At 64.5% G+C, this 24111-nt stretch carries 29 protein-coding genes; 19 read left to right on the top strand and 10 right to left on the bottom strand.

Annotated features, from left to right (window positions below):
• Positions 1 to 15: 15 nt before the first annotated feature.
• Entirely contained in the window at positions 16 to 756 is a 741-nt protein-coding gene (fabG, locus tag AC58EF_RS12855) for a 3-oxoacyl-[acyl-carrier-protein] reductase (protein ID WP_497276710.1), read from the top strand.
• A 49-nt stretch (positions 757 to 805) separates the two neighbouring features.
• On the opposite strand, the gene AC58EF_RS12860 is transcribed toward fabG, so the two are convergent.
• Together AC58EF_RS12860 and AC58EF_RS12865 are read right to left on the bottom strand one after the other, a co-directional pair.
• Positions 806 to 1387: a hypothetical protein gene (locus AC58EF_RS12860; protein ID WP_497276711.1), complete on the bottom strand. Its 582-nt coding sequence runs from the start codon at positions 1385 to 1387 to the stop codon at positions 806 to 808.
• Positions 1384 to 1719, bottom strand: coding sequence for an ArsR/SmtB family transcription factor (locus tag AC58EF_RS12865; RefSeq protein WP_497276712.1), 336 nt, complete (start codon positions 1717 to 1719; stop codon positions 1384 to 1386). Before AC58EF_RS12865 ends, AC58EF_RS12860 begins: the two co-directional genes overlap by 4 nt.
• 291 nt (positions 1720 to 2010) lie before the next feature.
• Here AC58EF_RS12865 and AC58EF_RS12870 point away from each other — a divergent pair, with 291 nt between their 5' ends.
• From AC58EF_RS12870 to AC58EF_RS12890, 5 genes are all read left to right on the top strand, one after another.
• Entirely contained in the window at positions 2011 to 3153 is a 1143-nt protein-coding gene (locus AC58EF_RS12870; RefSeq protein WP_497276714.1) for a site-specific DNA-methyltransferase, read from the top strand.
• 90 nt (positions 3154 to 3243) lie between these two features.
• Positions 3244 to 4371 carry a dihydropteroate synthase gene (gene folP / locus AC58EF_RS12875; protein WP_497276716.1) on the top strand — a complete coding sequence of 376 codons (1128 nt, stop codon included), beginning with the start codon at positions 3244 to 3246 and terminating at the stop codon, positions 4369 to 4371.
• A 246-nt stretch (positions 4372 to 4617) separates the two neighbouring features.
• A complete protein-coding gene (gene rplM / locus AC58EF_RS12880; RefSeq protein ID WP_084438944.1) occupies positions 4618 to 5097 on the top strand; it encodes a 50S ribosomal protein L13 in 480 nt (159 codons plus the stop codon).
• On the top strand, positions 5097 to 5642 hold the full coding sequence (gene rpsI, locus AC58EF_RS12885) for a 30S ribosomal protein S9 (RefSeq protein ID WP_497276717.1): 546 nt from the start codon (positions 5097 to 5099) through the stop codon (positions 5640 to 5642). Before rplM ends, rpsI begins: the two co-directional genes overlap by 1 nt.
• Before the next feature lie 134 nt (positions 5643 to 5776).
• Positions 5777 to 5959, top strand: coding sequence for a CsbD family protein (locus AC58EF_RS12890; RefSeq protein ID WP_497276718.1), 183 nt, complete (start codon positions 5777 to 5779; stop codon positions 5957 to 5959).
• An 85-nt stretch (positions 5960 to 6044) separates the two neighbouring features.
• Here AC58EF_RS12890 and AC58EF_RS12895 read toward each other — a convergent pair whose 3' ends face one another.
• Entirely contained in the window at positions 6045 to 7412 is a 1368-nt protein-coding gene (locus AC58EF_RS12895; protein WP_497276719.1) for an alanine/glycine:cation symporter family protein, read from the bottom strand.
• A 100-nt stretch (positions 7413 to 7512) separates the two neighbouring features.
• Between AC58EF_RS12895 and glmM the strand changes: the two genes are divergently transcribed.
• The 6 genes from glmM to AC58EF_RS12925 all read left to right on the top strand — a co-directional run bounded on the left by glmM (position 7513) and on the right by AC58EF_RS12925 (position 12925).
• Positions 7513 to 8853, top strand: a complete 1341-nt coding sequence (gene glmM / locus AC58EF_RS12900; protein ID WP_497276721.1) for a phosphoglucosamine mutase — start codon at positions 7513 to 7515, stop codon at positions 8851 to 8853.
• Between the two features lie 128 nt (positions 8854 to 8981).
• Positions 8982 to 9206, top strand: a complete 225-nt coding sequence (locus AC58EF_RS12905; protein WP_497276722.1) for a DUF1272 domain-containing protein — start codon at positions 8982 to 8984, stop codon at positions 9204 to 9206.
• A complete protein-coding gene (thiD, locus tag AC58EF_RS12910; RefSeq protein ID WP_497276724.1) occupies positions 9203 to 10090 on the top strand; it encodes a bifunctional hydroxymethylpyrimidine kinase/phosphomethylpyrimidine kinase in 888 nt (295 codons plus the stop codon). Before AC58EF_RS12905 ends, thiD begins: the two co-directional genes overlap by 4 nt.
• Entirely contained in the window at positions 10083 to 10682 is a 600-nt protein-coding gene (gene rnhB / locus AC58EF_RS12915) for a ribonuclease HII (RefSeq protein WP_497276725.1), read from the top strand. The genes thiD and rnhB overlap by 8 nt, the downstream gene beginning before the upstream one ends.
• 181 nt (positions 10683 to 10863) lie before the next feature.
• Positions 10864 to 11514: a L,D-transpeptidase family protein gene (locus AC58EF_RS12920; protein ID WP_497276726.1), complete on the top strand. Its 651-nt coding sequence runs from the start codon at positions 10864 to 10866 to the stop codon at positions 11512 to 11514.
• 142 nt (positions 11515 to 11656) lie between these two features.
• A complete protein-coding gene (locus tag AC58EF_RS12925) occupies positions 11657 to 12925 on the top strand; it encodes an MFS transporter (RefSeq protein WP_497276728.1) in 1269 nt (422 codons plus the stop codon).
• 98 nt (positions 12926 to 13023) lie between these two features.
• On the opposite strand, the gene AC58EF_RS12930 is transcribed toward AC58EF_RS12925, so the two are convergent.
• The 5 genes from AC58EF_RS12930 to betI all read right to left on the bottom strand — a co-directional run bounded on the left by AC58EF_RS12930 (position 13024) and on the right by betI (position 18170).
• Complete coding sequence (locus tag AC58EF_RS12930) at positions 13024 to 13572, bottom strand: pseudouridine synthase (RefSeq protein WP_497276729.1); 549 nt, start codon at positions 13570 to 13572, stop codon at positions 13024 to 13026.
• A 4-nt stretch (positions 13573 to 13576) separates the two neighbouring features.
• Complete coding sequence (locus AC58EF_RS12935; RefSeq protein ID WP_497276730.1) at positions 13577 to 14722, bottom strand: ribosomal protein uL16 3-hydroxylase; 1146 nt, start codon at positions 14720 to 14722, stop codon at positions 13577 to 13579.
• Between the two features lie 273 nt (positions 14723 to 14995).
• Positions 14996 to 16573 carry an alkyl hydroperoxide reductase subunit F gene (gene ahpF, locus AC58EF_RS12940; RefSeq protein WP_497276731.1) on the bottom strand — a complete coding sequence of 526 codons (1578 nt, stop codon included), beginning with the start codon at positions 16571 to 16573 and terminating at the stop codon, positions 14996 to 14998.
• Positions 16574 to 16825: 252 nt separating this feature from the next.
• The gene (gene ahpC / locus AC58EF_RS12945; protein WP_497276732.1) at positions 16826 to 17389 is read right to left on the bottom strand and encodes an alkyl hydroperoxide reductase subunit C; all 564 of its coding nucleotides are present in this window, start codon (positions 17387 to 17389) and stop codon (positions 16826 to 16828) included.
• Between the two features lie 142 nt (positions 17390 to 17531).
• The gene (gene betI, locus AC58EF_RS12950; protein WP_497276733.1) at positions 17532 to 18170 is read right to left on the bottom strand and encodes a transcriptional regulator BetI; all 639 of its coding nucleotides are present in this window, start codon (positions 18168 to 18170) and stop codon (positions 17532 to 17534) included.
• Between the two features lie 125 nt (positions 18171 to 18295).
• Here betI and AC58EF_RS12955 point away from each other — a divergent pair, with 125 nt between their 5' ends.
• On the top strand, positions 18296 to 18769 hold the full coding sequence (locus AC58EF_RS12955) for a hypothetical protein (RefSeq protein ID WP_497276734.1): 474 nt from the start codon (positions 18296 to 18298) through the stop codon (positions 18767 to 18769).
• Here AC58EF_RS12955 and AC58EF_RS12960 read toward each other — a convergent pair.
• On the bottom strand, positions 18766 to 18924 hold the full coding sequence (locus AC58EF_RS12960) for a hypothetical protein (RefSeq protein WP_497276735.1): 159 nt from the start codon (positions 18922 to 18924) through the stop codon (positions 18766 to 18768). The genes AC58EF_RS12955 and AC58EF_RS12960 overlap by 4 nt on opposite strands.
• 205 nt (positions 18925 to 19129) lie before the next feature.
• On the opposite strand from AC58EF_RS12960, the gene AC58EF_RS12965 reads away from it, so the two are divergent.
• From AC58EF_RS12965 to mltG, 3 genes are all read left to right on the top strand, one after another.
• A complete protein-coding gene (locus tag AC58EF_RS12965; RefSeq protein WP_007689016.1) occupies positions 19130 to 19363 on the top strand; it encodes an acyl carrier protein in 234 nt (77 codons plus the stop codon).
• Positions 19364 to 19541: 178 nt separating this feature from the next.
• Positions 19542 to 20801 (top strand): beta-ketoacyl-ACP synthase II, encoded by a 1260-nt coding sequence (fabF, locus tag AC58EF_RS12970; protein ID WP_497276736.1) that lies wholly within the window; start codon positions 19542 to 19544, stop codon positions 20799 to 20801.
• A 121-nt stretch (positions 20802 to 20922) separates the two neighbouring features.
• Complete coding sequence (mltG, locus tag AC58EF_RS12975; protein WP_497276776.1) at positions 20923 to 21894, top strand: endolytic transglycosylase MltG; 972 nt, start codon at positions 20923 to 20925, stop codon at positions 21892 to 21894.
• 18 nt (positions 21895 to 21912) lie between these two features.
• Here the strand turns inward: mltG and AC58EF_RS12980 are convergent, their stop codons facing one another.
• Positions 21913 to 22335 (bottom strand): sugar transporter, encoded by a 423-nt coding sequence (locus AC58EF_RS12980; RefSeq protein ID WP_497276738.1) that lies wholly within the window; start codon positions 22333 to 22335, stop codon positions 21913 to 21915.
• A gap of 114 nt (positions 22336 to 22449) precedes the next feature.
• On the opposite strand from AC58EF_RS12980, the gene AC58EF_RS12985 reads away from it, so the two are divergent.
• The 3 genes from AC58EF_RS12985 (at position 22450) to AC58EF_RS12995 (ending at position 23964) form a co-directional block, all read left to right on the top strand.
• Positions 22450 to 22953 (top strand): 2'-5' RNA ligase family protein, encoded by a 504-nt coding sequence (locus AC58EF_RS12985; protein WP_497276739.1) that lies wholly within the window; start codon positions 22450 to 22452, stop codon positions 22951 to 22953.
• 135 nt (positions 22954 to 23088) lie between these two features.
• Positions 23089 to 23550 carry a hypothetical protein gene (locus AC58EF_RS12990; protein ID WP_497276740.1) on the top strand — a complete coding sequence of 154 codons (462 nt, stop codon included), beginning with the start codon at positions 23089 to 23091 and terminating at the stop codon, positions 23548 to 23550.
• A 288-nt stretch (positions 23551 to 23838) separates the two neighbouring features.
• Positions 23839 to 23964: a hypothetical protein gene (locus AC58EF_RS12995; RefSeq protein ID WP_497276741.1), complete on the top strand. Its 126-nt coding sequence runs from the start codon at positions 23839 to 23841 to the stop codon at positions 23962 to 23964.
• The last annotated feature ends 147 nt before the right edge of the window (positions 23965 to 24111 follow it).

The raw sequence follows: 24111 nt of genomic DNA on the forward strand, positions 1-24111 counted from the left end.
GATAAGGAATAAGATATGTTCGACCTTACAGGAATGACCGCGCTGGTGACTGGCGCTTCGGGTGGCATCGGTTCGTCGATCGCCAAGGCGCTCGCTGCGCGCGGCGCGACACTCGCGCTGTCGGGCAGCAATGAGGAGAAGCTCAAGGCCTTCGCCGCCGAACTCGGCGGTGATCACAAGACGATCGTCTGCAATCTCTCCGACCCGGCCTCGGTCGACGCGCTGGTGCCGCAGGCGGTGGAAGCGTTGGGCGGCAGGATCGACATCCTCGTCAACAATGCCGGCATCACCCGCGACAATCTGATCCTGCGTATGAAGGATGAGGAATGGAGCCAGGTCATCCAGGTCAATCTGGAAGCCGCCTTCCGCCTCGTCCGCGCCGCCGCCAAGCCGATGATGAAGGCGCGCTTCGGCCGCATCATCTCCATCACCTCGGTCGTCGGCGTCACCGGCAACCCCGGTCAGGCCAATTATTGCGCGTCAAAGGCGGGCATCATCGGCATGTCCAAGTCGCTGGGGCAGGAACTGGCGAGCCGGGGCATCACCGTGAACTGCGTCGCCCCCGGCTTCATCCGATCGGCCATGACCGATGCGCTCAACGATGCGCAGAAGGGCGCGATCCTGACCAAGATCCCGGCTGGCGATCTGGGCAGCGGCGACGATATTGGCGCGGCGGTCGTCTATCTGGCCAGCAAGGAGGCAGGCTACGTCACCGGGCAGACGCTGCACGTCAATGGCGGCATGGCGATGATCTGAGGCATATTTTTTCCGTCATTCCCGCCTTCGCGGGGATGACGGAAAAAGGTTAATAACTGGCGCGTTTCAGCACCTGCTTCACCGCCACGATCGTCTTGACCTTGGCCACTTCATCCGGTCCGTCGCGCCGGCCACAGTCGCATTCATAATGTCTGAACAGCCGTTCCGCTGCTTTCACGGGCAGGAGCGCGGTCTGTCCAGGCTTCCAGTCGTCCATGATGCGCACGTCATACATCGTGCCGCTGACGTCATAATGGCGGATGTTCCAGGCGAGGATTGCGATCAGTTCCTTGGCCGCATCCCTGTCCGCATTGGCGAAGCCGATGGCGGCGATTTCCGGGGCGCCGCCTTCCTGTTCGCCGACGGTTACAGCGATGGGCGGCCCGTTCATCGCCTCGGCCAGCATCACCAGTTGCCGCTCCTCTTCCCCCTCTTTCCCGGTCAGATAGTCGGCGAAGATATAGGCACGGCCATTCCATGTGGCCGGGGTCACATTTACCGATGCCGCAGACAGGCCAAGCTTCTCCGCGGCCCGGTGCTGCGTGCTGGCGGCATAGGCCGCATCGGTCTGCGCCGGGGCAGGGGCGGGGAGGGCCAACGCCGCCAGCAAAGGCGCGATGCGTCGCCTCACGCCTCCATCCCCTCCAGCGCGGTGAAGCGCTGCGACCAGAGCGCGCCATAGACCGCCATCCACTGCACCACCGGGGCCAGCCCCTTGGCGCGCGCCGCATAATAGGTTTCGCGCCCCGCACGGCGGGCCGTCACGAGCTTCGCCCGCTTGAGCTTGCCCAGGTGGCGCGACACCATCGGTTGCGATACGCCCGCCACAGCCGTCAGCGCATGGACGCTCTGTTCGCCCTCGCGCACCAGATATTCGAGCAGGGCGCGGCGCGTGCCGTCCGACAGCGCCTTGAACTGGGCGTCGATGGTGGGACCGCGGTCATCTTGCAATGTTTCTGTCATGGGATTGTCATAACCAAATGGTTATGAATTAGGCAAGCCTCGCTGCGCCGAAATGCCTTTCCGCGTGGTTAACCAAAAAAAAGTCAATGCCTCCAGGGGGCTGAGTCTTTTGAGCCACACCGCCTCATATTGAGTCCCGTTTTCCGCGCGGGACTCAATATCTTGTGGGTCCACCCTTCGTTCTCCTCTTCATGCCGTGCGACTCGCCTTGAATCCGCGAGTCCCCTACACTTGACGGCGGACTCCGGAGGACTCATCGGTGCGTCTCAAGACAGAAGGGGGTTCAGCATCATGGGTGTCATGGAACGCGTCGCAGCGCCGCGGCGGAAGAAGGCGGTTGTTTCGACCGAGATCGATGCCGCCCACATCCCCACGGACAGCCTGCTGCGTGGCGACTGCATCGCGCAGATGGCGTCGCTGCCCGACAATTGCATCGACATGATCTTCGCCGACCCGCCCTATAATCTGCAACTGGGCGGCGACCTGTTCCGGCCAGAGGGCGGGCGCGTCGACGCGGTCGACAATGACTGGGACAAGTTCGACACGTTGGGCGCCTATGACCGCTTCACCAAGGCATGGCTGCGCGAGGCGCGCCGTATCCTGAAGCCTGACGGCACCATCTGGGTGATCGGCAGCTATCACAATATCTTCCGCGTCGGCGCGGCGCTGCAGGACGAAGGCTTCTGGATCCTCAACGACATCATCTGGCGCAAGGCGAACCCGATGCCCAATTTCAAGGGCACCCGCTTCACCAACGCGCATGAAACGCTGATCTGGGCCAGCCAGGGCGAAGACGCCAAATATAGGTTCAACTATAAGGCGATGAAGACGCTCAATGACGAATTGCAGATGCGTTCCGACTGGGTGCTGCCGATCTGCGGCGGGCAGGAGCGGCTGAAGCGCAACGGCACCAAGGCGCATCCGACGCAAAAGCCCGAATCCCTGCTCTATCGCGTGATGCTGTCCTGCACCAAGCCGGGCGACGTGGTGCTCGATCCCTTTTTCGGCACCGGCACCACCGGCGCGGTCGCCAAGCGCCTGGGCCGCAAGTGGATCGGCATCGAGCGCGAAGAAAGCTATATCGAGGTCGCGCTGGAGCGCATCGCCGACGCGCTGCCGCTCGATGAATCCGCGCTTACCATCATGCAGAGCGCCCGGAGCCAGCCCAAGGTCGCTTTCGGCACGCTGGTCGAGACCGGCTATTTGAAGCCTGGCACGTTGCTGACCGACAGCAAGCGGCGCTGGCAGGCGCAGGTCCGCGCCGACGGATCGCTGGCGGTGGGCGCCGACACCGGCTCGATCCACAAGATCGGTGCCACCTTGCAGGGCGCGCCGAGCTGCAACGGCTGGACCTTCTGGCATTATGAGGCGGAAGGGGGCCTCAAGCCCATCGACGCGCTGCGCCAGACCTATCTGCTCGCCAACGAGCCTTAAAATCAGTCTCCGTTCGCTTCGAGCGAAGTCGAGAAGCGTTCGCGCATCTCGTGTCTCGACTTCGCTCGACACGAACGGATAGGGGGAGGCATGACGATTCTTTCGAGCATCCCCGCCGACGCGCGCCTCTATCTCAAGCCGACTTGGTATGTGCCGACCCCGATCGGTTTGCCGGATGGCGCGGCGGCGCGGATGGGCAATGGGCTGATCTGGTTCCAGGCCTATGAACTGACCGCGCTCCAGGGCGCGCAGCGCATCGCGCGGATCACGATCCCGGTCGCCGACTTCGCCGCCGCCATCGCGACCTTGCCCGACATTCTGGCCGAGCGCGCGCAACAGCTCGCCGCCAATATCTCCGCCCAGCGTCCGCCGCTCGCCCTTGGCGACCGCACCATCCGCTTCGACGCGCCGCAGGTGATGGCGATCCTCAACATCACCCCCGACAGCTTTTCCGATGGCGGCAGGCATATGGACGATCCGCAGGCGGCCGCCGATGCAGGCTTCGCCATGGCGGCGGCCGGCGCGGCGCTGATCGACGTGGGCGGCGAATCCACCCGGCCCAGGGCGCCCCTTCTGTGGGAGGGGGACGAGATCGCCCGCATCGCGCCCGTGGTCGAGCGGCTCGCGGCCTCTGGTGTCGCCATGTCGGTCGACACGCGCAAGGCGGCGGTGATGGAGGCGGCGCTGGCCGCCGGCGCGCATGTCATCAATGATGTCAGCGCGCTCCGGCACGACCCGCGCGCCATGGACGTTGCGGTCGCAGCGGGCTGCCCGGTGATCCTGATGCACGCGCCCTCGGCCGGAGACGATCCGCACGACAATCCCGCCGGCTATGGCGATGTGGTGGCAGACGTCTACGACCATCTGGAGGGGCGGATCGCCGCCTGTATCGACGCCGGCATTGCGCGCGAAAAGATCATGCTCGATCCCGGTCTCGGCTTCGGCAAGAGCCTAGCCGACAATCTGGCGCTGGTGAACGGCCTTGCGACCTTTCAGGCGCTGGGCGTGCCGCTGCTGTTCGCGGGCAGCCGCAAAAGGTTGATCGGCGCGCTGTCCAACGAAGCACCCGCGCCCGAACGGCTCGGCGGATCGGTGGCGCTCGCCTTCCGCGCGGCGCAGCTGGGCGCGCAGATGGTCCGCGTTCATGACGTGAAGGAAAGCGTCCAGGCGCTCCACCTCTGGCGCGGTCTGGCGGATGCGGGACTGAGCGCGATCTGACATTTCCCCGTCATTGCGAGCGCAGCGAAGCAATCCATGGTGGGACGGTGGATTGCTTCGCTGCGCTCGCAATGACGACGGATTGATTTGCGCTATTTCCGGCGCTTGGAGCTACGGGTATTATTTTACCCGTCAGGAAACCCCTGCATCTCTTGACTTCTCACGCCTCTGCCGTCATTAGCGCCCCACTTCCGGGCGTCGGCAACGGCGTCCGGTTTCATTTTTTCATTCTGGAGTATTGGCACCATGAAGGCGCTGATGAAGACCACCAAGCCGGCGACCCCGGCAACGGTCGAAAAGAAGTGGATCCTGATCGACGCCGAAGGCCTCGTCGTGGGTCGTCTCGCTTCGACCGTCGCGAATATCCTGCGCGGCAAGCACAAGACCAGCTTCACCCCCCACGTCGATTGCGGTGACAATGTCATCATCATCAACGCTGGCAAGGTGAAGTTCACCGGCCGCAAGCTGACCGACAAGGTTTATTACAAGCACACCGGCTATGCCGGCGGCATCAAGGAAACCACCCCCCAGAAGATTCTGGAAGGTCGTTTTCCCGAGCGCGTCCTGGAAAAGGCCGTCGAGCGTATGATCCCCCGTGGTCCGCTGGGCCGCCAGCAGATGCGCAACCTGCGCATCTTCGCCGGCGCCGAGCACGCCCATGAAGCCCAGAACCCCGAAGTGCTCGACTTCGCGTCGCGCAACCGCAAGAACAAGGTGGGTGCATAATGTCCGATAACCGCCAGTCCCTGTCCGACCTCGCGTCGCTGACCGCCAACGCCCCCGCCCCCAGCGCTGCCGCTCCGGCCGCCGTGGAAGGCGAAGCGCCCGTCGCTGCCGCTCCGGTCCAGCCTTCGGCGCCGCTGCGCGCCCAGGAAATCGACGGTCTCGGCCGCGCCTACGCCACCGGCCGCCGTAAGGACGCCGTGGCCCGCGTCTGGGTCAAGCCCGGCACCGGCAAGATCACGGTCAACGGCCGTGACCAGGAAGTCTATTTCGCCCGTCCGACCCTGCGTCTGGTCATCAACCAGCCCTTCGGCGTCACCGAGCGTGAAGGCCAGTATGACGTGATCGCCACCGTCAAGGGCGGCGGTCTGTCGGGTCAGGCCGGCGCCGTGAAGCACGGCATCGCCCAGGCTCTGTCGAAGTACGAACCGGCGCTGCGCAGCGCGGTCAAGGCCGAAGGCTTCCTGACCCGCGACAGCCGCGTCGTCGAGCGTAAGAAGTACGGCAAGGCGAAGGCCCGCCGCAGCTTCCAGTTCTCGAAGCGCTAAGCAGCTTCGCGACACGCGGATTTTGGAGAAGGGGCCGGTTTTCCGGTCCCTTTTTCGTTGCGTCTGCGTTCCGGCGGAAACCTTTGCGCATGGTGGTCGGTTGACCCTGCAACTGCAACCACAGGAGATGTTTCATGGGTGAACTGACCGACAAGGTGAAGGCCGCGGGCAACAAGGCCGCCGGTTCCGTCAAGGAAGGCATCGGCAAGGCAACCGACAATGAACGTCTGGAAGCCGAAGGCAAGGCGCAGAAGGCCAAGGGCACTGCGCAGGACATTGCCGGTTCGGTCAAGGGTGCGCTCGGCGACAAGATCTGACACGCACCGTCGGGCATGGAAAAAGGCCTCGCTCCGCAAGGGGCGGGGCCTTTTGCTTTTCAAAATCGGCGCGACAGGCGCGACCTCATTCCTCCTTCGCCAGGAAATCCCGAACGTCTCGCCGCAACTCCCCGGCGCACAGATAGAGCGCGATGACATTGGGGATCGCCATCAGGAAGAAACTGGAATCGACGATCCCGACGACCCGGCCGAGGTCGATCGCCGCCGCCGGGGGCAGGGCGACGACATAGAGGATCTTGTAGGTCCATTGCGCCTTTGGCCCGTTGCCGAACAGATAGCCCCAGGCCTGCAAGCCATAAAAGCCCCAGGCGACCAGCGTCGAATAGGCGAACAGGAACACCACCACCGCCAGCAGCCAGGGAAACCAGGGCGACACTTTCGCGAATGCCGCCGATGTGATGGCGATGCCCTCCAGCCCCGTATTCCACGTCCCCGCCACGACCAGCGCCAGCCCGCCCAGCGCGCAGACGATCATCGTGCCGAGCAGCGGCTCCAGCAGCGCCACCAGTCCCTCCGACACCGGATGCCTGGCCCGCGCAAGGCTATGCGCCATGACCGCCGATCCCACGCCCGCCTCGCTGGCGAAGACCGCGCGCCGCATCCCCGCGACGAAAGCGCCGATCGCCCCGCCGGTCGCGGCGTCGCCGCTCCATGCCCCGTTCCAGATCAGCGCCAGCGCGCCCGGAATCTCCCCGATATGCAGGATCAGGATCGCTGCGACCCCCGCCAGATAGACCGCGACCTTGAGCGGAGTAAGCCGCTTGGCCACCTCGCCCAGCCAAGCCGCGCCGCCCAGCGTCACCAACGCCACCGCGCTCGCCAGGAACACGCCATAGGCCCAGCCATTGGTCAGCCCGGTGACGACCTTCACCTGCGCGAAGCTCTGGTTGACCTGCACCATCGGAATGGCGCCGAACAGCGCGAAGAAGGCATAGGCCCCGCCCAGCGTCAGCCCCAGTTTCGGCCATCCCCGCGCCGCGCCCACGGCCTTCAGCACATACATTGGCCCGCCATGAACATGGCCGCGACTGTCGAACACGCGATATTTGAGGCCCAGCGTCACCTCCGCCATCTTCACCGTCATGGCGAACCAGCCGATGATGAACATCCACAGGATCGCGCCGGGGCCGCCCATGGTCAGCGCCACCGCCACGCCCGCGATATTGCCAAGGCCGATCGTGCCGGACAGGGCAGTGGAAAGCGCCGCCCACTGGCTGACATCGCCCTTCGCCTCGCCTTCGTGCGGCTGGGTTTTGAGGATGCGGATGGCGCGCCCGACCTGCGTCACATTGGGGAAGCCCAGCCATAGGGTGAAGAACAGCATCGGCAGCGCCAGATAGAGCACGATCAGTTCGATCCGCGCGCCAAGCAGCGGCACCTTGAAAAAGACGGCGTTGGACAGGCCGTCGACAAAGGCGTTGAAATTTTCCATCCCGCCCGGATGCCGCCGGACGGATGGAAAGTCGATTAAAGATTGCTCATCTGGCGTAGGCGGGTTGCGGGGGGCGCCCCGATGGGTGCAAGGAAGGGTTATGAGCAGGCAATATTTCGGCACCGACGGCATTCGCGGGCGCACCAACCAATGGCCGATGACGGCGGAACTGGCGATGAAGGTCGGCATGGCCGCCGGCACCCATTTCCAGCGCGGCAGCCACCGTCATCGCGTCGTGATCGGCAAGGATACGCGGCTTTCGGGCTATATGGTGGAAAATGCGCTGGTCGCCGGCTTCACCGCCGTCGGCATGGACGTGGTCCAGTTCGGGCCGATCCCGACCCCCGCCGTGGCGCTGCTCGCCCATTCGATGCGCGCCGACCTCGGCGTCATGATCTCGGCCAGCCACAATCCCTATTATGATAACGGCATCAAGCTGTTCGGCCCCGACGGCTACAAGCTGTCGGACGAGGATGAGCTGAAGATCGAGGCGCTGCTGGGGCAGGATATCGCGCCGGCCGCGTCGAAGGATATCGGCCGCGCCCGCCGGGTCGAGGACGCCCGTGGCCGCTATATCCATGCGGTCAAGTCCAGCTTCCCCGCCGACCTGCGGCTCGACGGCCTCAAGATCGTGGTCGATTGCGCCAATGGCGCCGCCTATCAGGTCGCTCCTTCCGCGCTATGGGAACTGGGCGCCACCGTCGTCGCGATCGGCGTCACGCCCAACGGCACCAACATCAATGACGGCTGCGGATCGACGGCGCCGCTGCTGTTGCAGGAAACCGTCGTCTCTTCGGGCGCGGACATCGGCATCGCGCTGGACGGTGACGCCGACCGGCTGATCGTGGTGGACGAACAGGGCAAGATCGTCGACGGCGATCAGATCATGGCGCTGATCGCCGCCAATTTCGCGCGTGAAGGCACGTTGCGCGGTGGCGGGCTGGTCGCGACGATCATGTCGAACCTCGGCCTCGAACGCTTCCTGTCGGGCAAGGGCATCCGTCTGGAACGCACCAAGGTCGGCGACCGCTATGTGCTGGAACGGATGCGCGAGGGCGGCTTCAATGTCGGCGGCGAACAGTCGGGCCACATGATCCTGTCCGACTATGCCACCACCGGCGACGGCACGGTCGCGGCCTTGCAGGTGCTGGCCGCGCTGGTCCGCTCCGGCAGGCCGGCGAGCGAGACGCTGCACCAGTTCGATCCGGTGCCGCAGCTGCTCAAAAATGTCCGCTTTTCCGGCGGCAAGCCGCTGGAGCATGACGAAGTGAAGCGCGTCATCGCCCAGGCGGAGGCGGAATTGAACGGCGCGGGCCGCCTTGTCATCCGTCCGTCCGGCACCGAGCCGGTGATCCGCGTCATGGCCGAAGGCGACCGCGAGGATCAGGTGCGCGACGTGGTCGAACGCATCTGCGCCGCGGTGGAGAAGGCGGCGGCGTAAACCTCAAACTCCATCGTCATTCCCGCGAAGGCGGGAATCCATCTCTCGACCTCGCCTCAAGACTGTTAGTATGGGAGATGGACCCCCGCCTCCGCGGGGGTGACGGATTTTGTAAGGCAAGATTTTCCATGCTTGAAATGCGCCCCGATTGCGAACGCTGCGGCACCGACCTGCCTCCGCAAGAACCCGGCGCGTTCATCTGTTCCTTCGAATGCACCTTTTGCGCGCCCTGCGCGGAGGCGCTGGACGATCGTTGCCCCAATTGCGGCGGCGAACTGATGGACCGCCCGACCCGCGTGGGGAAGGTGCTGGCGACCAATCCCGCCTCCACGGAGCGCAAATTCAAGCCATGACACCCGCACGCATCCTCATCATCGCCGGTTCCGACAGCGGGGGCGGCGCGGGCATCCAGGCGGACCTCAAGACCGTGACGCTGCTCGGCGGGTTCGGCATGACCGCCATCACCGCCATCACCGCGCAGAATACGCTGGGCGTGCAGGACGTCCATCCGGTCCCGACCGCCATGGTGCTGGCGCAGATGGAAAGCTGCATCGGCGACATCGGCGTCGACGCGGTGAAGATCGGCATGATCGGATCGGCGCAAACCGCCGCCGCCGTGGCCGACCGGCTGGCGCAACTGGACAATGTGTCGATCGTCTTCGATCCGGTCATGGTCGCGACCAGCGGCTCGCTGCTGGCCGACGACGCGACCATCGCCGCCTTTGAAAAGCTTATGCAGGTCGCCACCGTCATCACGCCCAATGTGCCGGAATTGCAGGCATTGACCGGCATGACGATCAACGATCTCGACGCGCTGGAGGCCGCTGCACAAATGCTGCGCGATCGAACCGGGGCTGTCATCCTCGCCAAGGGCGGGCATCTGCCGCAACAGGCGGAAGATGATCGGCCGCTGATCCACGACATGCTCGTTGATGAGGACATGGTCGCCGAATATTCGGTTGAACGGATCGACACGCGCAACAGTCATGGCACAGGCTGCACATTGGCCAGCGCCGTGGCGACGGGGCTGGGTGGCGGCCTCTCGCTGGCGGATGCGGTCGACCGGGCAGAAGCATTCGTTGCGGCCGCTCTCGCTGCTGCTCCAAATCTGGGGCAGGGGCATGGCCCGATGGGACATGCATTGGGTATGACGCCTTTCTATCATCTGCTCGCCGCAAAGGACGGCGATGGTTGGGACGCAGCCGCATTCGCTGCGCGCTATTCCGATCATGCCTGATTTCTCCCACGAACTTCTCCATCATCCCGGCCTCGTCGCCGGGGTGGACGAAGCGGGCAGGGGACCGCTGGCGGGGCCGGTGGTCGCCGCCGCCGTCATCCTGCGTGCGGAGGATTGCCCCGACGGCCTCAACGATTCCAAGCAACTCAGCGCCACCAAACGCGCCACGCTGGAGGTCGAGATCAAGGCCCGCGCGCTCTGCTGGAGCGTGGGCGTCGCCAGCGTCGCGGAAATCGACGAGATCAACATCCTCTGGGCGACGATGCTGGCGATGACCCGCGCGGTCGAGGCGCTCAGCCATGATTGCGCCCATATATTGGTCGACGGGAATCGCTGCCCCAAATGGCGCTGGGCCTCCACCGCCATCGTGGAGGGCGACGCCAAATGCCTGTCGATCGCGGCCGCCTCCATCCTCGCGAAGGAGGCGCGCGACCGGATGATGATCGCAGCGGCGGCCGATCATCCGCATTATGGCTGGGAAGCCAATAAAGGCTATGGCAGCGCCCGGCATCTGGCGGCGCTGCGCGAACATGGCCCGACCCCGCTTCATCGCCGCAGCTTCGCGCCTGTGGCGCAACTCGTCCTGATCTGATTCACCACACATCCGTTCGTTTCGAGCGTGTCGAGAAACGAGAAGCTACGGCCTATCCGTTTCTCGACTGCGCTCGAAACGAACGGACGTTGCAGATTGGTGAATGTCCCAGGCGGGGACCGAAACCGCCTGACCTTGCGGACAGGCTGGCGCTGGCGCGAATCATGGTTAAGAAAGGCTTATGCATAAGCCTTTGCTATCCCTGCTCGCGTCCCTGCTCGTCCTGGCCCTGCCGGCGAGGGCCGCCGTCGAAACGGAGATCGCGCTGGCGCCCGGCGGCTATCGCTGGCTGGAGGAGGGCACGGGGGACGGCCCGCTCTATATGGTCATCAGCGTCGAAAAGCAGCGGGTCCATGTCTATAGCGGCGACCGGCTGATCGGCGTCGCCAGCGTGTCGACTGGCATGAAGGGGCATCGCACCCCGACCGGCGACTATCCGATCCTGCAAAAGCGCCAATGGCACCGCTCCAACCTCTACAGCAATGCGCCCATGCCCTTCATGCAGCGGCTGACCTGGGACGGGATCGCGCTCCATGCCGGGCATAATCCGGGCTATCCGGCCAGCCATGGCTGCATCCGTCTGCCCTATGCCTTCGCGCGGCAATTATTTGCGCTGACCAAGATCGGCACCCTGGTCGAAGTGACGCAGGCCCGCCTCAATGCCGCGCTCAAGCTCGATCCGCTGGTGCTGGGTGATCCGGGGAGTACGATCGTGAGCTTCGATCCGGCACGCGGTCAGGGCATGGCCCTGCCGCCGCCGGACGCGCAGGAGGATGGCCTGCCGATGCTGGAGATCGACCCGGCCATCTTCACGCCCCGCCTGCGCAGATAGGCAAGCAGACGTCATTGCGAGCGCAGCGAAGCAATGACGCAATATGTGACCATTTGGGTTGTCTTGTCCGATCGTTCCGAAACATTTGCCCTTTTCCGGCTTTCTCCGCAGGATAGCGGATGGGAACCGGGAAGGAGCGTCGATGCAGGCCAGCCGCATGTCCAACCGGTCGCTGGCCGTGGCGACATTTTCCACCATCGTCGAATGGTATGACTTCACCCTCTATCTCTATCTCGCGACGCTTCTGTCCCGCATTTTCTTCGGCGGCGGCGCGGCGGGGCTGGGGGAAACGCTGGCGGGATTCGCCGTCGCCTATGCAATGCGGCCGCTGGGCGCGATCGTCTTCGGCCATATCGGGGATCGTCATGGCCGCCGGCTGACCATGTTGCTGTCGATGGGGATGATGACCGCCGCCATGCTGGCGACGGCGCTGCTGCCCACCCATGCGCAGGCGGGCCCGGCGGCGGGCTGGGCGCTGCTGGCGCTGCGCTGCCTGATGGCCTTCTCGGTCGGGGGCGAATATACCGGCGTCGTCGCCTATCTGATGGAGGGGGCCAGCGTGCGGCGGCGCGGCTTCGTCACCTCGCTCGCCTCGGCCGCCAGCGAGGTCGGCGCGCTGCTGGCGGCCGGGATCGCGGCGCTGACCGTCGCCGCGTTCGACCATGCCAGCCTTGAAGACTGGGGCTGGCGCATCCCCTTCTTCGTCGGCGCAGGCATGGCCGGCCTCATCCTGCTCGCCCGCTCGACCATGGAGGAATCGCCCGATTTCCTGCGCCAGCAGGCGGAGGACAGCGTGCCGCGCCACCCGTTGCGCCAGAGCCTGCGCAGCCATCGCCTCCCGATCCTGCGCGGCTTCGCGATTTCGGCGCTGGGATCGATCACCTATTATGTGGGCATCACCTATGTACCGAGTTTCCTGACCGGCACCGGGGCGATGGAGGAGGGGGCGGCGCTATGGCTGTCGACCGCGGCGGCGCTGGCGGTGATCCTGGTCACGCCCTTCACCGGGCTGCTGGCGGACCGGATCGGGCGCAGACCGGTGCTGGTGTCGCTGAGCCTGCTCGGTGCGGCCCTGCCGATCCCGATGTTCCTGCTGATGGGGCAGGGCGATGGCGCGGCGCTGTTGGGCGCGATCCTCCTTGCCTGCCTTGGCGGTGCGGTGAGCGCGGTGGGCGCCGTCACCACGGCCGAGCAGTTTCCCGGCGAGGGCCGGCTGACGGGTCTGGCGCTGGGAGCGACGACCGCGACCGCGCTGTTCGGCGGCCTCACGCCCTGGCTGGCGCATCTGCTGATCGATCGGACCGGCTGGACTTTGGTCCCCGGCGCGATGATCGCGCTCGTGGCCCTGTGTGTCCTGCCGGTTCTGCTGGCCCTGCCCGAAACGGCCCCGGCGCGGCGGTCGGGCCTGTAGCATTCACCATCTCCGTTCGTTTCGAGCATAGTCGAGAAACCTCAGCATGGCTTCTCGACTACGCTCGAAGCGAACGGTTCTTGTTTAAGGCCCGAGCCCTAAACCCGCACCTCGCGCCATTCGCCCGGTTGCAAGCCCTCGATGCTCCATTCCCCGATGCGCCAGCGCACCAGACGCAGCGTCGGCAGGCCGACCGCCGCCGTCATCCGCCGCACCTGCCGGTTGCGGCCTTCGCCGATGGTCAGGCTGATCCAGCAGTCCGGCACCGTCTTGCGGAAGCGCACCGGCGGATCGCGCGGCCACAGCGCCGGATCATCGATTCGCTCCGCCCTGGCCGGCAGCGTCGGGCCGTCCTTCAGCATCACGCCCTTGCGCAGTTGCGCCAGCGCCTCCTCCTGCGCCTCCCCCTCGACCTGCGCCAGATAGGTTTTGGGCGTCTTGTATCGCGGGTTGGAAATGCGCGCCTGCAACCGGCCATCGTCGGTCAGCAGCATCAGCCCCTCGCTGTCCAGATCGAGCCGCCCGGCCGGATAGACGCCGGGCGCGTCGATATAATCGGACAGCGTCCTCCGGTCCGCGCCGATGCTGCGATCGGTGAACTGGCTCAGCACGTTGAACGGCTTGTTGAACAGGATCAGCCGGGCCATGGCGTCAATCCTCCTCTTCCTCGTCGATCATCAGGCTGCCCTGATTGACCAGCGCCGCGAGCAACGCCATCCCCTCGGCCAGCGACGGATCGAGGACGACATGATCCTGCGCGCAAATCCGCTCTGCCAATGCCGCCGCGCCGCCGCTGCACGGAAAGGCGCTGCCATCGGCGAACAACAGCAACCCGCCGGCCTCCCGCAGAAACGCGAACCGGCTCGCGGGATTGCGCAGCAGCACCGCGCCCTCTTCGGCCAGCGCCTCCAACTCCGCGACCGTCACCGGCTCCTCCGGCCGCCAGTCGGCCTCGGCATATTTGGGCGCGCTGCTATGCTGGCCGAACCAGCGGGCGAAGGCGTCGCGATCCAGCAGCTTCTCGATCGTCATGGCGTGCAGCCGGTCGATGGCGGCGGGCGCGATCTCGCCGGGATTGCTCGCGCGCGCCAAATCGGGATCGGCATAGCGGTCGTCGTCCGCCATGCCGTCGACCAGATGTTCGGTCCATTCGACCAGCAGGTCGGGCCGCGACGGCGCGCGAAAGCCGATCGAATAGGTCATGCAATCCTCACCCACGGCCACGCCGTCATGCGCGACGCCCGGAGGAACATAGAGAATGTCGCCCGGCCCCAGCACCCAGTCGCCGCTCGCCTCGAAATCGGCGAGCAGGCGCAGCTCGTCGTGCGGGCGCAGCGGCGTCGTCCCGTCGCACCGACCGCCCACGCGCCAGTGCCGCTTGCCCAGCCCCTGGATCAGGAACACGTCATATTGGTCGAAATGCGGCCCCACGCCGCCGCCGTCGCTGGCATAGCTGACCATCACATCGTCGATCCGCCAGTTGGGGATGAAGCGGAACGGATCGAGCAGCGCCGCGACACCGGGCGCATAATGGTCGACCGCCTGCACCAGCAGCGTCCAGGGCGCAGCGCCCAGCCCGCCGAAGCGATCCTCGGCAAAGGGGCCATGTTCCAGCGCCCACTCGTCGCCCGACTGGACGATCAGCCGCGATTCGATGCCTTCCTCGCACGCCAGCCCCGCCAACTCGTCCGGCTCCAGCGGATTTTCCCACGCCTTCCACGGGTTGCGGATCAGCAGCGGCTTCTTCTGCCAATAGTCGCGCAGGAAGAGGTCGATGTCGAAATCGGAAAGCTGCATGGTTTCTCGCGGCGAAGGGGGAAGGGCGGGAACGGCTTTGCCGCCCCCCGCCGTCGCTGTCAAAGTGGGGCGGGGGTTCGGCCAGGAGCGGACCTTCATAGCCCCTCCCCTTCAGGTTCAAACGAGTCACGTGCCTCGTTTGAACCTGAAGGGGAGGGGAGAATGAAAAGCCGTCAGTCGCCTAACCACCCATAACCACCTCATCGGCACAAAAAAAGCGGCCGACCCGTCCCCGGATCGGCCGCTTCTTTCTGTTACCGTCAGCCTGATCGATCAGGCCGCCTGCGCCGTTTCCTCGGCCGGCAGGCGGATCAGATAATCGAAGGCGGACAGCGCCGCCGTCGATCCCGCGCCCATGGCGATTACGATCTGCTTATAGGGTACGGTCGTGCAGTCGCCCGCGGCGAAGATGCCCGGCTGGCTGGTTTCGCCGCGCGCATCGATCTCGATCTCGCCGCGCGGGCTCAGGGCGATCGCGTCCTTCAGCCATTCGGTGTTCGGGACCAGGCCGATCTGGACGAAAATGCCCTCCAGCTCGACATCATGCTCGGTGCCATGGTTGCGGTCCTTGTAGCTCAGGCCCGTGACCCGCTCGCCATTGCCCTCCACCTTGGTCGTCAGGGCCGAGGTGATGATTTTCACATTGGGCAGGCTCGCCAATTTCCGCTGCAACACCGCGTCGGCCCGCAACTGGCTGTCATATTCGATCAGCGTCACATGGGCGACGATGCCGGCCAGGTCGATGGCCGCCTCGACGCCGCTGTTGCCGCCGCCGATCACCGCCACGCGCTTGCCCTTGAACAGCGGACCGTCGCAGTGCGGGCAGTAGGCGACGCCCTTGTTGCGATAGTCCTCTTCGCCGGGCACGCCCATCTGCCGCCAGCGGGCGCCGGTGGACAGGATGATGGTGCGGCCCTTCAGGGACGCGCCATTGTCCAGCACCACCTCATGATAGCCGCCTTCGGTCTGGGCCGGGATCAGCTTCGCCGCCTTTTGCAGGTTCATGATCTCGACGTCATAATCCTTGACATGCGCTTCAAGGGCGCTGGCCAGCTTCGGCCCTTCGGTCCGCGATACCGAAATGAAATTCTCGATATCCATGGTGTCGAGCACCTGACCGCCGAAGCGTTCCGCCGCGACCCCGGTGCGGATGCCCTTGCGCGCCGAATAGATGGCCGCCGCCGCGCCGGCCGGGCCGCCGCCGATCACCAGCACCTCGAACGGGTCCTGGGCCTTGATCTTCTCGGCTGCGCGGGCTTCCGCGCCGCTGTCGATCTTGGCGACGATCTGCTCCAGCTCCATCCGGCCCTGGCCGAAGGGTTCGCCGTTCAGGAAGACGGTCGGCACCGCCATGATCTTGCGCGCCTCGATCTCGTCCCTGAACAGGCCGCCGTCGATCGCGACATGGCTGATCCGGGGGTTGAGCACGCTCATCAGATTGAGCGCCTGCACCACGTCGGGGCAGTTCTGGCACGATAGCGAGAAATAGGTTTCGAAGGCGAAATCGCCGTCCAGATCCTTGATCTGGCTGATCAGGTCCTGCGCCGCTTTCGACGGATGACCGCCGACCTGCAACAGCGCCAGCACCAGCGAAGTGAACTCATGCCCCATGGGGATGCCCGCGAAGGTCACGCCGATATCGGTGCCGACGCGGCGGATCATGAAGCTGGGCTTGCGCTTGTCGTTACCCGTCGCGATCGTCACCTTGTCCGACAGTTCGGCAATCTCGCCCAGCAATTCCTTCAGTTCATGCGACTTCGCGCCGTCGTCCAGCGACGCCACCAGCTCGATGGGCTGCGTGATGTTCGCCATATAGGCCTTGAGCTGGCCCTTGAGATTTGCGTCCAACATCTTGTCTGTCTCCATGGGTTGGGCGCGCCGATCCGGGGCGCACGAACAATATGGGAAAATGGGAAGCGGCCTCTCCGCAAGGCCGATGCCTGGGTCAAAGACTGGCGTGTGCGATACGGATCGCACACGCCATCCTGCCACCGGACAGGTGCGACCCAAAGGCCGGCGGTCGAAACTGCGATATATTCGATCACAAGCCCCGCCGGGTCGGGGAGAAGCTCGACCCAACCCGGCAGGTGCCTTTGCAGGTCTTTAGATCTTGCCGACGAGGTCGAGCGAGGGGGCGAGGGTGTCCGCGCCTTCTTCCCACTTGGCTGGGCAGACTTCACCCGGATGGCTGACCCAATATTGCAGGGCCTTCACCTTGCGGAGCAGTTCGGCGGCATTGCGGCCCACGCCCTCGGGGGTGATTTCGACCAGCTGGATCACGCCTTCGGGATCGAGGACAAAGGTGCCACGGTCCGCCAGGCCGACGCCTTCGCGCAGGACGTCGAACTGGGTCGCCAGCGCGTGATTCTGGTCGCCGACCATATAATAGTTGATCTTGCCGATCGCCGGCGAGGTGTCGTGCCAGGCCTTGTGGCTGAAATGGGTGTCGGTCGACACCGAATAGACTTCCACGCCCATGCCCTGAAGGGTCGGGTAGATGTCGGCCAGGTCTTCCAGCTCGGTCGGGCAGACGAAGGTGAAGTCGGCAGGGTAGAAGAAGAAGACGGCCCACTTGCCCTTCACGTCGGCGTCGGTGATGTCGACGAACTTGCCTTCCTTGTAGGCGGTGGCCGAGAAGGGCTTCAGGGGGGTGTTGATGAGAGCCATAGGCTGTCCTTTTCCTGCTGTGAAATGTTGCGGTTGCGAAGACCCATGTAGGGAAGCCCCCGATTCGGGGGAAATTGCTTTTCTCGGATGTGTTGAGTGAGAAAAGCGATTAGAGCCGATCTTAGTGATCGGTCATATCGCCTTAAATCTGCAATGCTTTCGCCATGGCGTCCTCGACCATGGCCAGCGCCTCTTCCGGTGAAAAGGTCGATCGATCGAGGCAGAGTTCCAGCCACAGCCCATCGACCAGGGCGGTCAGGCTGATCGCCACGATCCGCGTTTGCGAAGGGGAGAGCGCCGGTGCGGCGGCCTGAAGCAACTGCTCCAGCTGCGCCCGGACGCCGCCATAGACTTCGGCATGGATGGCCGCGATCTGCGGATCGGACTTGACCAGGCTCCAGAAGGCGATCCAGGTCGCGAGCAGATCGGGATCGAGGATGGGGTCGCGGAAATTGGCCTGAAGGCAGGCGCGCAGCCGGTCGCGCGGATCGTCGCCCGCGGCCTCGATCGCGGCGTCCAGCGCTGCGGCGACCCGCGTGCCGGCGTCGGCGTAGGTGGCCAGGATCAGCGCATCGACGCCATCGAAATAATGGGTGAGCAGCCCCGACGAAACGCCGGCCCGCGCGCAGATGGCGCGCACCGATGTGCCGCTCACGCCCTTTTCGGCGAGGCAGCGCGCCGTCGCGTCGATCAATGCCTGCCGCCGCACGTCGGGCGCCTCGCGCACGAAGCGCGCCCTGGGACGCGTCGCCGTCCTGCTATTCTCCCTGATCGCGTTCATTGCCCTTCCCCTTATGATCGACCTTTGGCCGCAGACGGCGCGACTGGCAAGCTGTCGTCTGGAAAAGAGGGATCGAAGCGGCAACCTTATCGGTTCGGTTCTGTGATCGACAAAGGAGATTATGGATGAAGCGTTTTTCTCCGCCCGCCATTGGTCTTTCCGGCGTGATCGCTCTGCTGCTGCTGGCGGGCTGCGCCAAATCGGTTGATGAGGGCGATGCAGCGAACAATGCGACGGCTCCGGCCGCGACGGTCGAGACTATCGATGATCCCGACGCGCTGGGCGCGGCCGACAATATGGCTGTGGGGCTGCCGACCGATGACTGGGTCGGTCGCTGGTCCGGGCCGGAAGGGCTGTATCTCGACATCCAGCCCTCGCCCGACGGCAAGCCCGGCCATTATGCGCTCGCCAACAGGGACAATCTCGATCGTCAGGGCGATTATGACGGCATCGCCGAAGGATCGACCATCCGCTTCGTGCGCGACGGCAGGGATCTGGCGATCCGTCCCGGCAAGGGCGACGAAACCGGCTTCAAATATCTGGCCGGCAGGCAGGACTGCCTGATCGTCGTGCCGGGGCGGGAAGGCTATTGCCGTTAAGCGTTGGGCGTGATGCGGCCCAGCGAATCCACCGTGCCGCGGGCGGTTCCGGCCAGACAGAGCACTGCGATGACGGTCGCGGCGAGGACGCAGATCGCGGCGATCCGCATACGCTCGCGCGTTATCAGACGATCGATGAAAGACGGCGCGGTCATCCCGAACGCCTAGCGCAAGCGGCTGAAATTTCGGTAAACGCTGCATTATCTGCCTTGTTTCGACCTGCCTTTGCTGCTTAATCCCTGCCACGACCGAACGAAGGGGCTTGGCGGCCTTCCCTCTTGCCTCTATCGGGGCTTGGCACTAGGGCTGCCTTAACGGTTGTTCAGAACCATCAACGATACCCAGTAAGAAGGACCACTCATGAGTGAGACCGCGGATCGCGTAAAGAAAATCGTCGTCGAGCATCTGGGCGTCGAAGCCGAGAAGGTGACTGAGGACGCCAGCTTCATTGACGATCTGGGCGCTGACAGCCTGGACATCGTTGAACTCGTCATGGCGTTCGAAGAAGAATTCGGTGTCGAAATCCCCGACGATGCGGCTGAAAAGATCGCCACCGTCAAGGATGCGATCGACTATATCGACAGCAAGCAGTAAGGCCTTCCGCGGCCCGATCCCACCGGGGAAGGGCCGTCCTTAGGTTCAAGAGACGGCTCCTCCTGTCCGGCGATCCCGGAGCTTGGGGAGCCTTTTCGTATCTGGCGCGCCGTTCACAAGCGCGTTGCAAATGGCTACATGGGCGGCACAAAGCCCATAGGTAATTCGGAGCTAGGATATGCGTCGTGTCGTCGTCACCGGCCTTGGCATGGTCAGCCCGCTGGGCGGGAATGTCGAAACCAGCTGGAAGAACATCATCGCGTCGAAATCGGGCGCGGCGACGATCCAGCGCTTCGACGCCAGCGAGTATAAATGCCGCATCGCCTGCGAGGTGAAGCCGGCCGATCACGAATATGGCTATGATGCCTCGCTGGACGTCGACCACAAGATCCAGCGCCAGGTCGATCCCTTCATCGTCTATGGCATTTCCGCCGCCAGCGAAGCGCTGCGCGACGCGGGTCTCGACAATATGAGCGAGGAAGAACGGCTGCGCGCCGGCTGTTCGATCGGCTCGGGCATTGGCGGCCTGCCGGGCATCGAAAGCGAATCGCTGGTGCTGGCCAACAAGGGCCCCAGCCGCGTGTCGCCGCACTTCGTCCATGGCCGCCTCATCAACCTGATCTCTGGCCAGGTGTCGATCAAATATGGCCTGATGGGTCCGAACCATGCCGTCGTCACCGCCTGTTCGACCGGCGCCCACTCGATCGGCGACGCCGCGCGCATGATCGCGATGGATGATGCCGACGTCATGCTGGCGGGCGGCGCGGAAAGCGCGATCTGCCCGATCGGCATCGCCGGCTTCGCCCAGGCGCGCGCGCTGTCGACCGGCTTCAACGACACGCCGGAAAAGGCGTCGCGGCCCTATGACGTCAACCGCGACGGCTTCGTCATGGGCGAAGGCGCGGGCGTGGTCGTGCTGGAGGAATATGAGCGGGCCAAGGCGCGCGGCGCGAAAATCTATGCCGAAGTGATCGGCTACGGCCTGTCGGGCGACGCCTATCATGTCACCGCGCCGCACCCGGAGGGTAATGGCGGCTTCCGCTCGATGCAGATGGCGCTCAAGAAGTCGGGCCTGTCCCTCGAAGACATCGACTATGTGAACGCCCACGGCACCTCGACGCCGCTCGGCGACGAACTGGAACTGGGCGCGGTCAAGCGCCTGTTCGGCGATCATCTCGGCTCCATGTCGATGTCGTCCACCAAGTCCGCCATCGGCCATCTTCTGGGTGGCGCGGGCGCGGTGGAGAGCATCTTCTGCATCCTCGCCATGCGCGACCAGATCGTGCCGCCGACGCTCAACCTCGACGAACCGAGCGAAAGCTGCAAGGGCGTGGACCTGGTCCCGCACGTCGCCAAGGAGCGCAAGGTGCGTGCGGTGCTGAACAACAGCTTCGGTTTCGGCGGCACCAACGCGTCGCTGATCATGAAGGCGATCTGACAGTGAATCGTCATTGCGAGCGGAGCGAAGCAATCCAGTGTTACTCACATGGATTGCTTCGCTCCGCTCGCAATGACGCCATGGGCTGACGGGCATGGCAAGACGATCCAGCGCCAATCCCATGCGACGCATGGGCTGCATCATCCTCCTGATCGGCCTGGCCTTCGCCGCCTTCGTCGCCTTCCGCTTCGTCCATGGCTGGACGGAGAAAGGACCGGCGGCGAAGCAGATCAGCATCACCGTGCCCGAAGGGGCGACCCTGTCGGACGCGGCGGTGCTGCTCAAACGGGCGGGCGTGGTGCGCTCGGCCGACGCCTTCCTGACCCGCGCCAAGGTCTTCGGCGCGGGCAAGTCGATCAAGGCGGGCGAGTTCGTCATCCCCGCCGGCGCCAGCAACAGCGACATCCTCGCCATCCTTCAGGGCGGCAAGACGCTGACCCGGCTCGTGACCATACCGGAGGGGATGCCGTCGATTCTGGTCTATGAGCGGCTGATGGCGAATGACCAGCTGACCGGCGACATACAGGTGCCCGAAGAGGGCAGCGTGCTGCCAGACAGCTATGCCTTCGAAAAGGGGGAGCAGCGCGCGGCCGTGCTGAAACGGATGCAGGGCGCGATGGACAGGCTGCTTGCCCAGCTCTGGGCCGGGCGCGCCGCCAACACGATCGCGAAGACGCCCAGGGAAGCCATCATCCTCGCCAGCATCGTCGAGAAGGAAACCGGCGTTCCCGCCGAGCGGCCGACGGTGGCGGGCGTCTACGGCAATCGCCTGCGCAAGAATATGATGCTTCAGGCCGACCCGACGATCATCTACCCGATCACCAAGGGCAAGCCACTGGGCCGCCGCATCCGCAAGTCGGAAATCGCGGCGGTCAATGATTACAACACCTACGCCATGGTGGGTCTGCCCAAGGGGCCGATCGCCAATCCGGGCCGGCTCTCCATCCTCGCGGTGCTGCACCCGGCGGAAACGAACGCGCTCTATTTCGTCGCCGACGGGAAGGGCGGCCATATCTTCGCCGACACCTACCAGCAGCATAATGAGAATGTGCGCAAATGGTTCGAGATCAGGCGCGCCCGCGGCGAGCTTTGACCTGATCCCGACCGATGATCAGCGCAGCACCCCCTTCGCCGCCTGCGCCGTCGCATAACGCCACTGGATGATCGCGATCACGAAGATCAGCAGCGGGAAGGCCATCGCCACCACCACGCCCTTCGCCGCGATCAGGTCGGTCGCCAGGAAGACATAGCCGAACTGCACGACCACCGCGACCAGCGACAGCAGGAACAGCGGCACCGCCGCCTTCTTGCGTATCAGCAGGGCGATGGCGCCGCCGGTCCCGGCCAGCACGGCGACCGCGTAGACCAGCCACAGCCAGCCGGGCATGGCGGCAAAGGCCTTGGCGCCCGCCGGATCGGTCTTGGCCAGTTCGTTCACGTCCATCATATATTGCATGACGAAGGATGCGAGGCCCATGAGGTTCCAGAGCAGGAACATTATGGCGATGAGGATGAAGGATCGTGGTGCCGGCATGATATTTCCCTCCCATAGGGACGGCCCGATGTTGCGTGGCCGTCTTGGCGGGATGATACAACCTGTTCGCCTGGAGCGGAAGCGGGGCGGCAGGGGCATCGGGGAACGCCGTCCATGAATGCGCCGATCATCGTCACCGCGCTGATGGGAGCAGCCGATTTCGCCTGGGCGGACGGGCTGCGCCGCGCCCATTATCCGCCCGATCGCAATCTGTTGCCGGCGCATGTGACGCTTTTCCACCATCTGCCGCCCTCGCTCCTCGAAGAACTGGCGACGCGGCTGAAGCGGCTCTGCGCCGGTCGGGCGCCGGATGCGCGGCTGACGGAGGTGATGCTGCTGGGGCGGGGCGTCGCCTATCGCATCGACAGCCCGGACCTGATGATGATGCGCGAGGATTTGGCCGACGCCTTCGCCGCCCTGCTGACGCCGCAGGACCAGGCGCGTCCGCGCCTGCACATCACCGTCCAGAACAAGGTCGCGCCGGAAGAGGCGAGGGCGCTGGCTGAGGATTTGCGGCAAGACTTCCGCCCGCGCCCGCTGGCGATCGCGGGCCTCGCCGCCTGGCACTATCGCGGCGGGCCGTGGGAACAGGCGATGAAGGCGATGTTTAGGGGATAATCCCGACGAACCTCGCCACCTGACGAGGAAACTTGCTCCGATAATGATCCGGCAGGGATGGGTGATTACGGAATGTCGGCTATTGGGATCAGATGACAGGATTGATACGTCACTGGCAGTGTATGGAGACGAGGCATGAAAATCAAAACTCGCGCACTTTTGGCTTTCGTCGCCGTCATGGTAGAGATACCGGCTGTTGCGAGCACTCCTGAAACACCTCCTCCTGCTATCTACATTTTCTTCAAACCGAACTCAATCGAATTTGACGTCAGTGCGCATGAATCTCTTGAGACGATCAAATATTTTGAGAAGCTATATCCACAGCTTCAGATTTGGCAGGTCTGCGGACGTGTCGATCCCGAAGTTGACATCAAGCCGTTCTTGGCCAACGAACGTGCAAGTGTAGTGATGGTGCGATTGCGTGAAATGGGATTGCGGCAGGCGATATTTACGATTGGTCAGTGTGCTCCACCTATGCAGGAGGAAAAAGGCGCACGATTGAGTTCTGTCCGCGTGGATTGGTTGGCTAATTGGACAACGGTACTCGACAATGTTGATAAAGAACGTGCCACTCAAATGAAACGCGGTGATAAATAGCTGCGGAAGGTATAACCTCATCCCATGAGGCTACAGCCCGACGGAACGTCTGCAATCAGAGGGCATGCGACCCCAGCTAAACGGCAATTTCTGCTCGCCTCCAGCCATATCCCGCCATGCCGGGTTCGACTCGGCATCCTGCTGCTTTCCGTCCGCGCGACAAAACACTGTCAATGTAGGATTTTCTCTGATCTACCCTGTCGGACGACCCCTTCATCAACCCGTTCCCATCCCGCTGGCCCTCCATTGGCCGCATCGGTTTGATCATGACCCGACAGGCGCGCGACCGTGACCCATCCGACGCGTCGGTGGAGCGTCGCGCTGACCCATGTGGCGCGTCGGGGGCGCGTCGGGGGCGCGTTGCGGGCGCAATCGGCACGCAAATGGCTGAATTTGCGTGCCACGACGCTGTGAACTTCAGGACAGTGACTTCAGGCGCGCGTCGGATCGCCCCGCCACGCCCGCCACAGCCCTGCTTCCACCCACCCAGGCAAATCCTTGGCTTGCGCCTCCGCGCGCGCCGCCTATCTCTGTCGCCTTGTCCGAATCGCAGTTTGAAAG

Source organism: Sphingobium sp. WR1 (assembly GCF_059693745.1).

Excerpts from the sequence above, each read along its gene's own strand:
- fabG (WP_497276710.1), top strand. The coding sequence starts at position 16 with ATGTTCGACCTTACAGGAATGACCGCGCTGGTGACTGGCGCTTCGGGT.
- AC58EF_RS12865 (WP_497276712.1), bottom strand. The coding sequence starts at position 1,719 with ATGACAGAAACATTGCAAGATGACCGCGGTCCCACCATCGACGCCCAG.
- AC58EF_RS12870 (WP_497276714.1), top strand. The coding sequence starts at position 2,011 with ATGGGTGTCATGGAACGCGTCGCAGCGCCGCGGCGGAAGAAGGCGGTT.
- folP (WP_497276716.1), top strand. The coding sequence starts at position 3,244 with ATGACGATTCTTTCGAGCATCCCCGCCGACGCGCGCCTCTATCTCAAG.
- rplM (WP_084438944.1), top strand. The coding sequence starts at position 4,618 with ATGAAGGCGCTGATGAAGACCACCAAGCCGGCGACCCCGGCAACGGTC.
- rpsI (WP_497276717.1), top strand. The coding sequence starts at position 5,097 with ATGTCCGATAACCGCCAGTCCCTGTCCGACCTCGCGTCGCTGACCGCC.
- AC58EF_RS12890 (WP_497276718.1), top strand. The coding sequence starts at position 5,777 with ATGGGTGAACTGACCGACAAGGTGAAGGCCGCGGGCAACAAGGCCGCC.
- AC58EF_RS12895 (WP_497276719.1), bottom strand. The coding sequence starts at position 7,412 with ATGGAAAATTTCAACGCCTTTGTCGACGGCCTGTCCAACGCCGTCTTT.
- glmM (WP_497276721.1), top strand. The coding sequence starts at position 7,513 with ATGAGCAGGCAATATTTCGGCACCGACGGCATTCGCGGGCGCACCAAC.
- AC58EF_RS12905 (WP_497276722.1), top strand. The coding sequence starts at position 8,982 with ATGCTTGAAATGCGCCCCGATTGCGAACGCTGCGGCACCGACCTGCCT.
- thiD (WP_497276724.1), top strand. The coding sequence starts at position 9,203 with ATGACACCCGCACGCATCCTCATCATCGCCGGTTCCGACAGCGGGGGC.
- rnhB (WP_497276725.1), top strand. The coding sequence starts at position 10,083 with ATGCCTGATTTCTCCCACGAACTTCTCCATCATCCCGGCCTCGTCGCC.
- AC58EF_RS12920 (WP_497276726.1), top strand. The coding sequence starts at position 10,864 with ATGCATAAGCCTTTGCTATCCCTGCTCGCGTCCCTGCTCGTCCTGGCC.
- AC58EF_RS12925 (WP_497276728.1), top strand. The coding sequence starts at position 11,657 with ATGCAGGCCAGCCGCATGTCCAACCGGTCGCTGGCCGTGGCGACATTT.
- AC58EF_RS12930 (WP_497276729.1), bottom strand. The coding sequence starts at position 13,572 with ATGGCCCGGCTGATCCTGTTCAACAAGCCGTTCAACGTGCTGAGCCAG.
- AC58EF_RS12935 (WP_497276730.1), bottom strand. The coding sequence starts at position 14,722 with ATGCAGCTTTCCGATTTCGACATCGACCTCTTCCTGCGCGACTATTGG.
- ahpF (WP_497276731.1), bottom strand. The coding sequence starts at position 16,573 with ATGTTGGACGCAAATCTCAAGGGCCAGCTCAAGGCCTATATGGCGAAC.
- ahpC (WP_497276732.1), bottom strand. The coding sequence starts at position 17,389 with ATGGCTCTCATCAACACCCCCCTGAAGCCCTTCTCGGCCACCGCCTAC.
- betI (WP_497276733.1), bottom strand. The coding sequence starts at position 18,170 with ATGAACGCGATCAGGGAGAATAGCAGGACGGCGACGCGTCCCAGGGCG.
- AC58EF_RS12955 (WP_497276734.1), top strand. The coding sequence starts at position 18,296 with ATGAAGCGTTTTTCTCCGCCCGCCATTGGTCTTTCCGGCGTGATCGCT.
- AC58EF_RS12960 (WP_497276735.1), bottom strand. The coding sequence starts at position 18,924 with ATGACCGCGCCGTCTTTCATCGATCGTCTGATAACGCGCGAGCGTATG.
- AC58EF_RS12965 (WP_007689016.1), top strand. The coding sequence starts at position 19,130 with ATGAGTGAGACCGCGGATCGCGTAAAGAAAATCGTCGTCGAGCATCTG.
- fabF (WP_497276736.1), top strand. The coding sequence starts at position 19,542 with ATGCGTCGTGTCGTCGTCACCGGCCTTGGCATGGTCAGCCCGCTGGGC.
- mltG (WP_497276776.1), top strand. The coding sequence starts at position 20,923 with ATGCGACGCATGGGCTGCATCATCCTCCTGATCGGCCTGGCCTTCGCC.
- AC58EF_RS12980 (WP_497276738.1), bottom strand. The coding sequence starts at position 22,335 with ATGCCGGCACCACGATCCTTCATCCTCATCGCCATAATGTTCCTGCTC.
- AC58EF_RS12985 (WP_497276739.1), top strand. The coding sequence starts at position 22,450 with ATGAATGCGCCGATCATCGTCACCGCGCTGATGGGAGCAGCCGATTTC.
- AC58EF_RS12990 (WP_497276740.1), top strand. The coding sequence starts at position 23,089 with ATGAAAATCAAAACTCGCGCACTTTTGGCTTTCGTCGCCGTCATGGTA.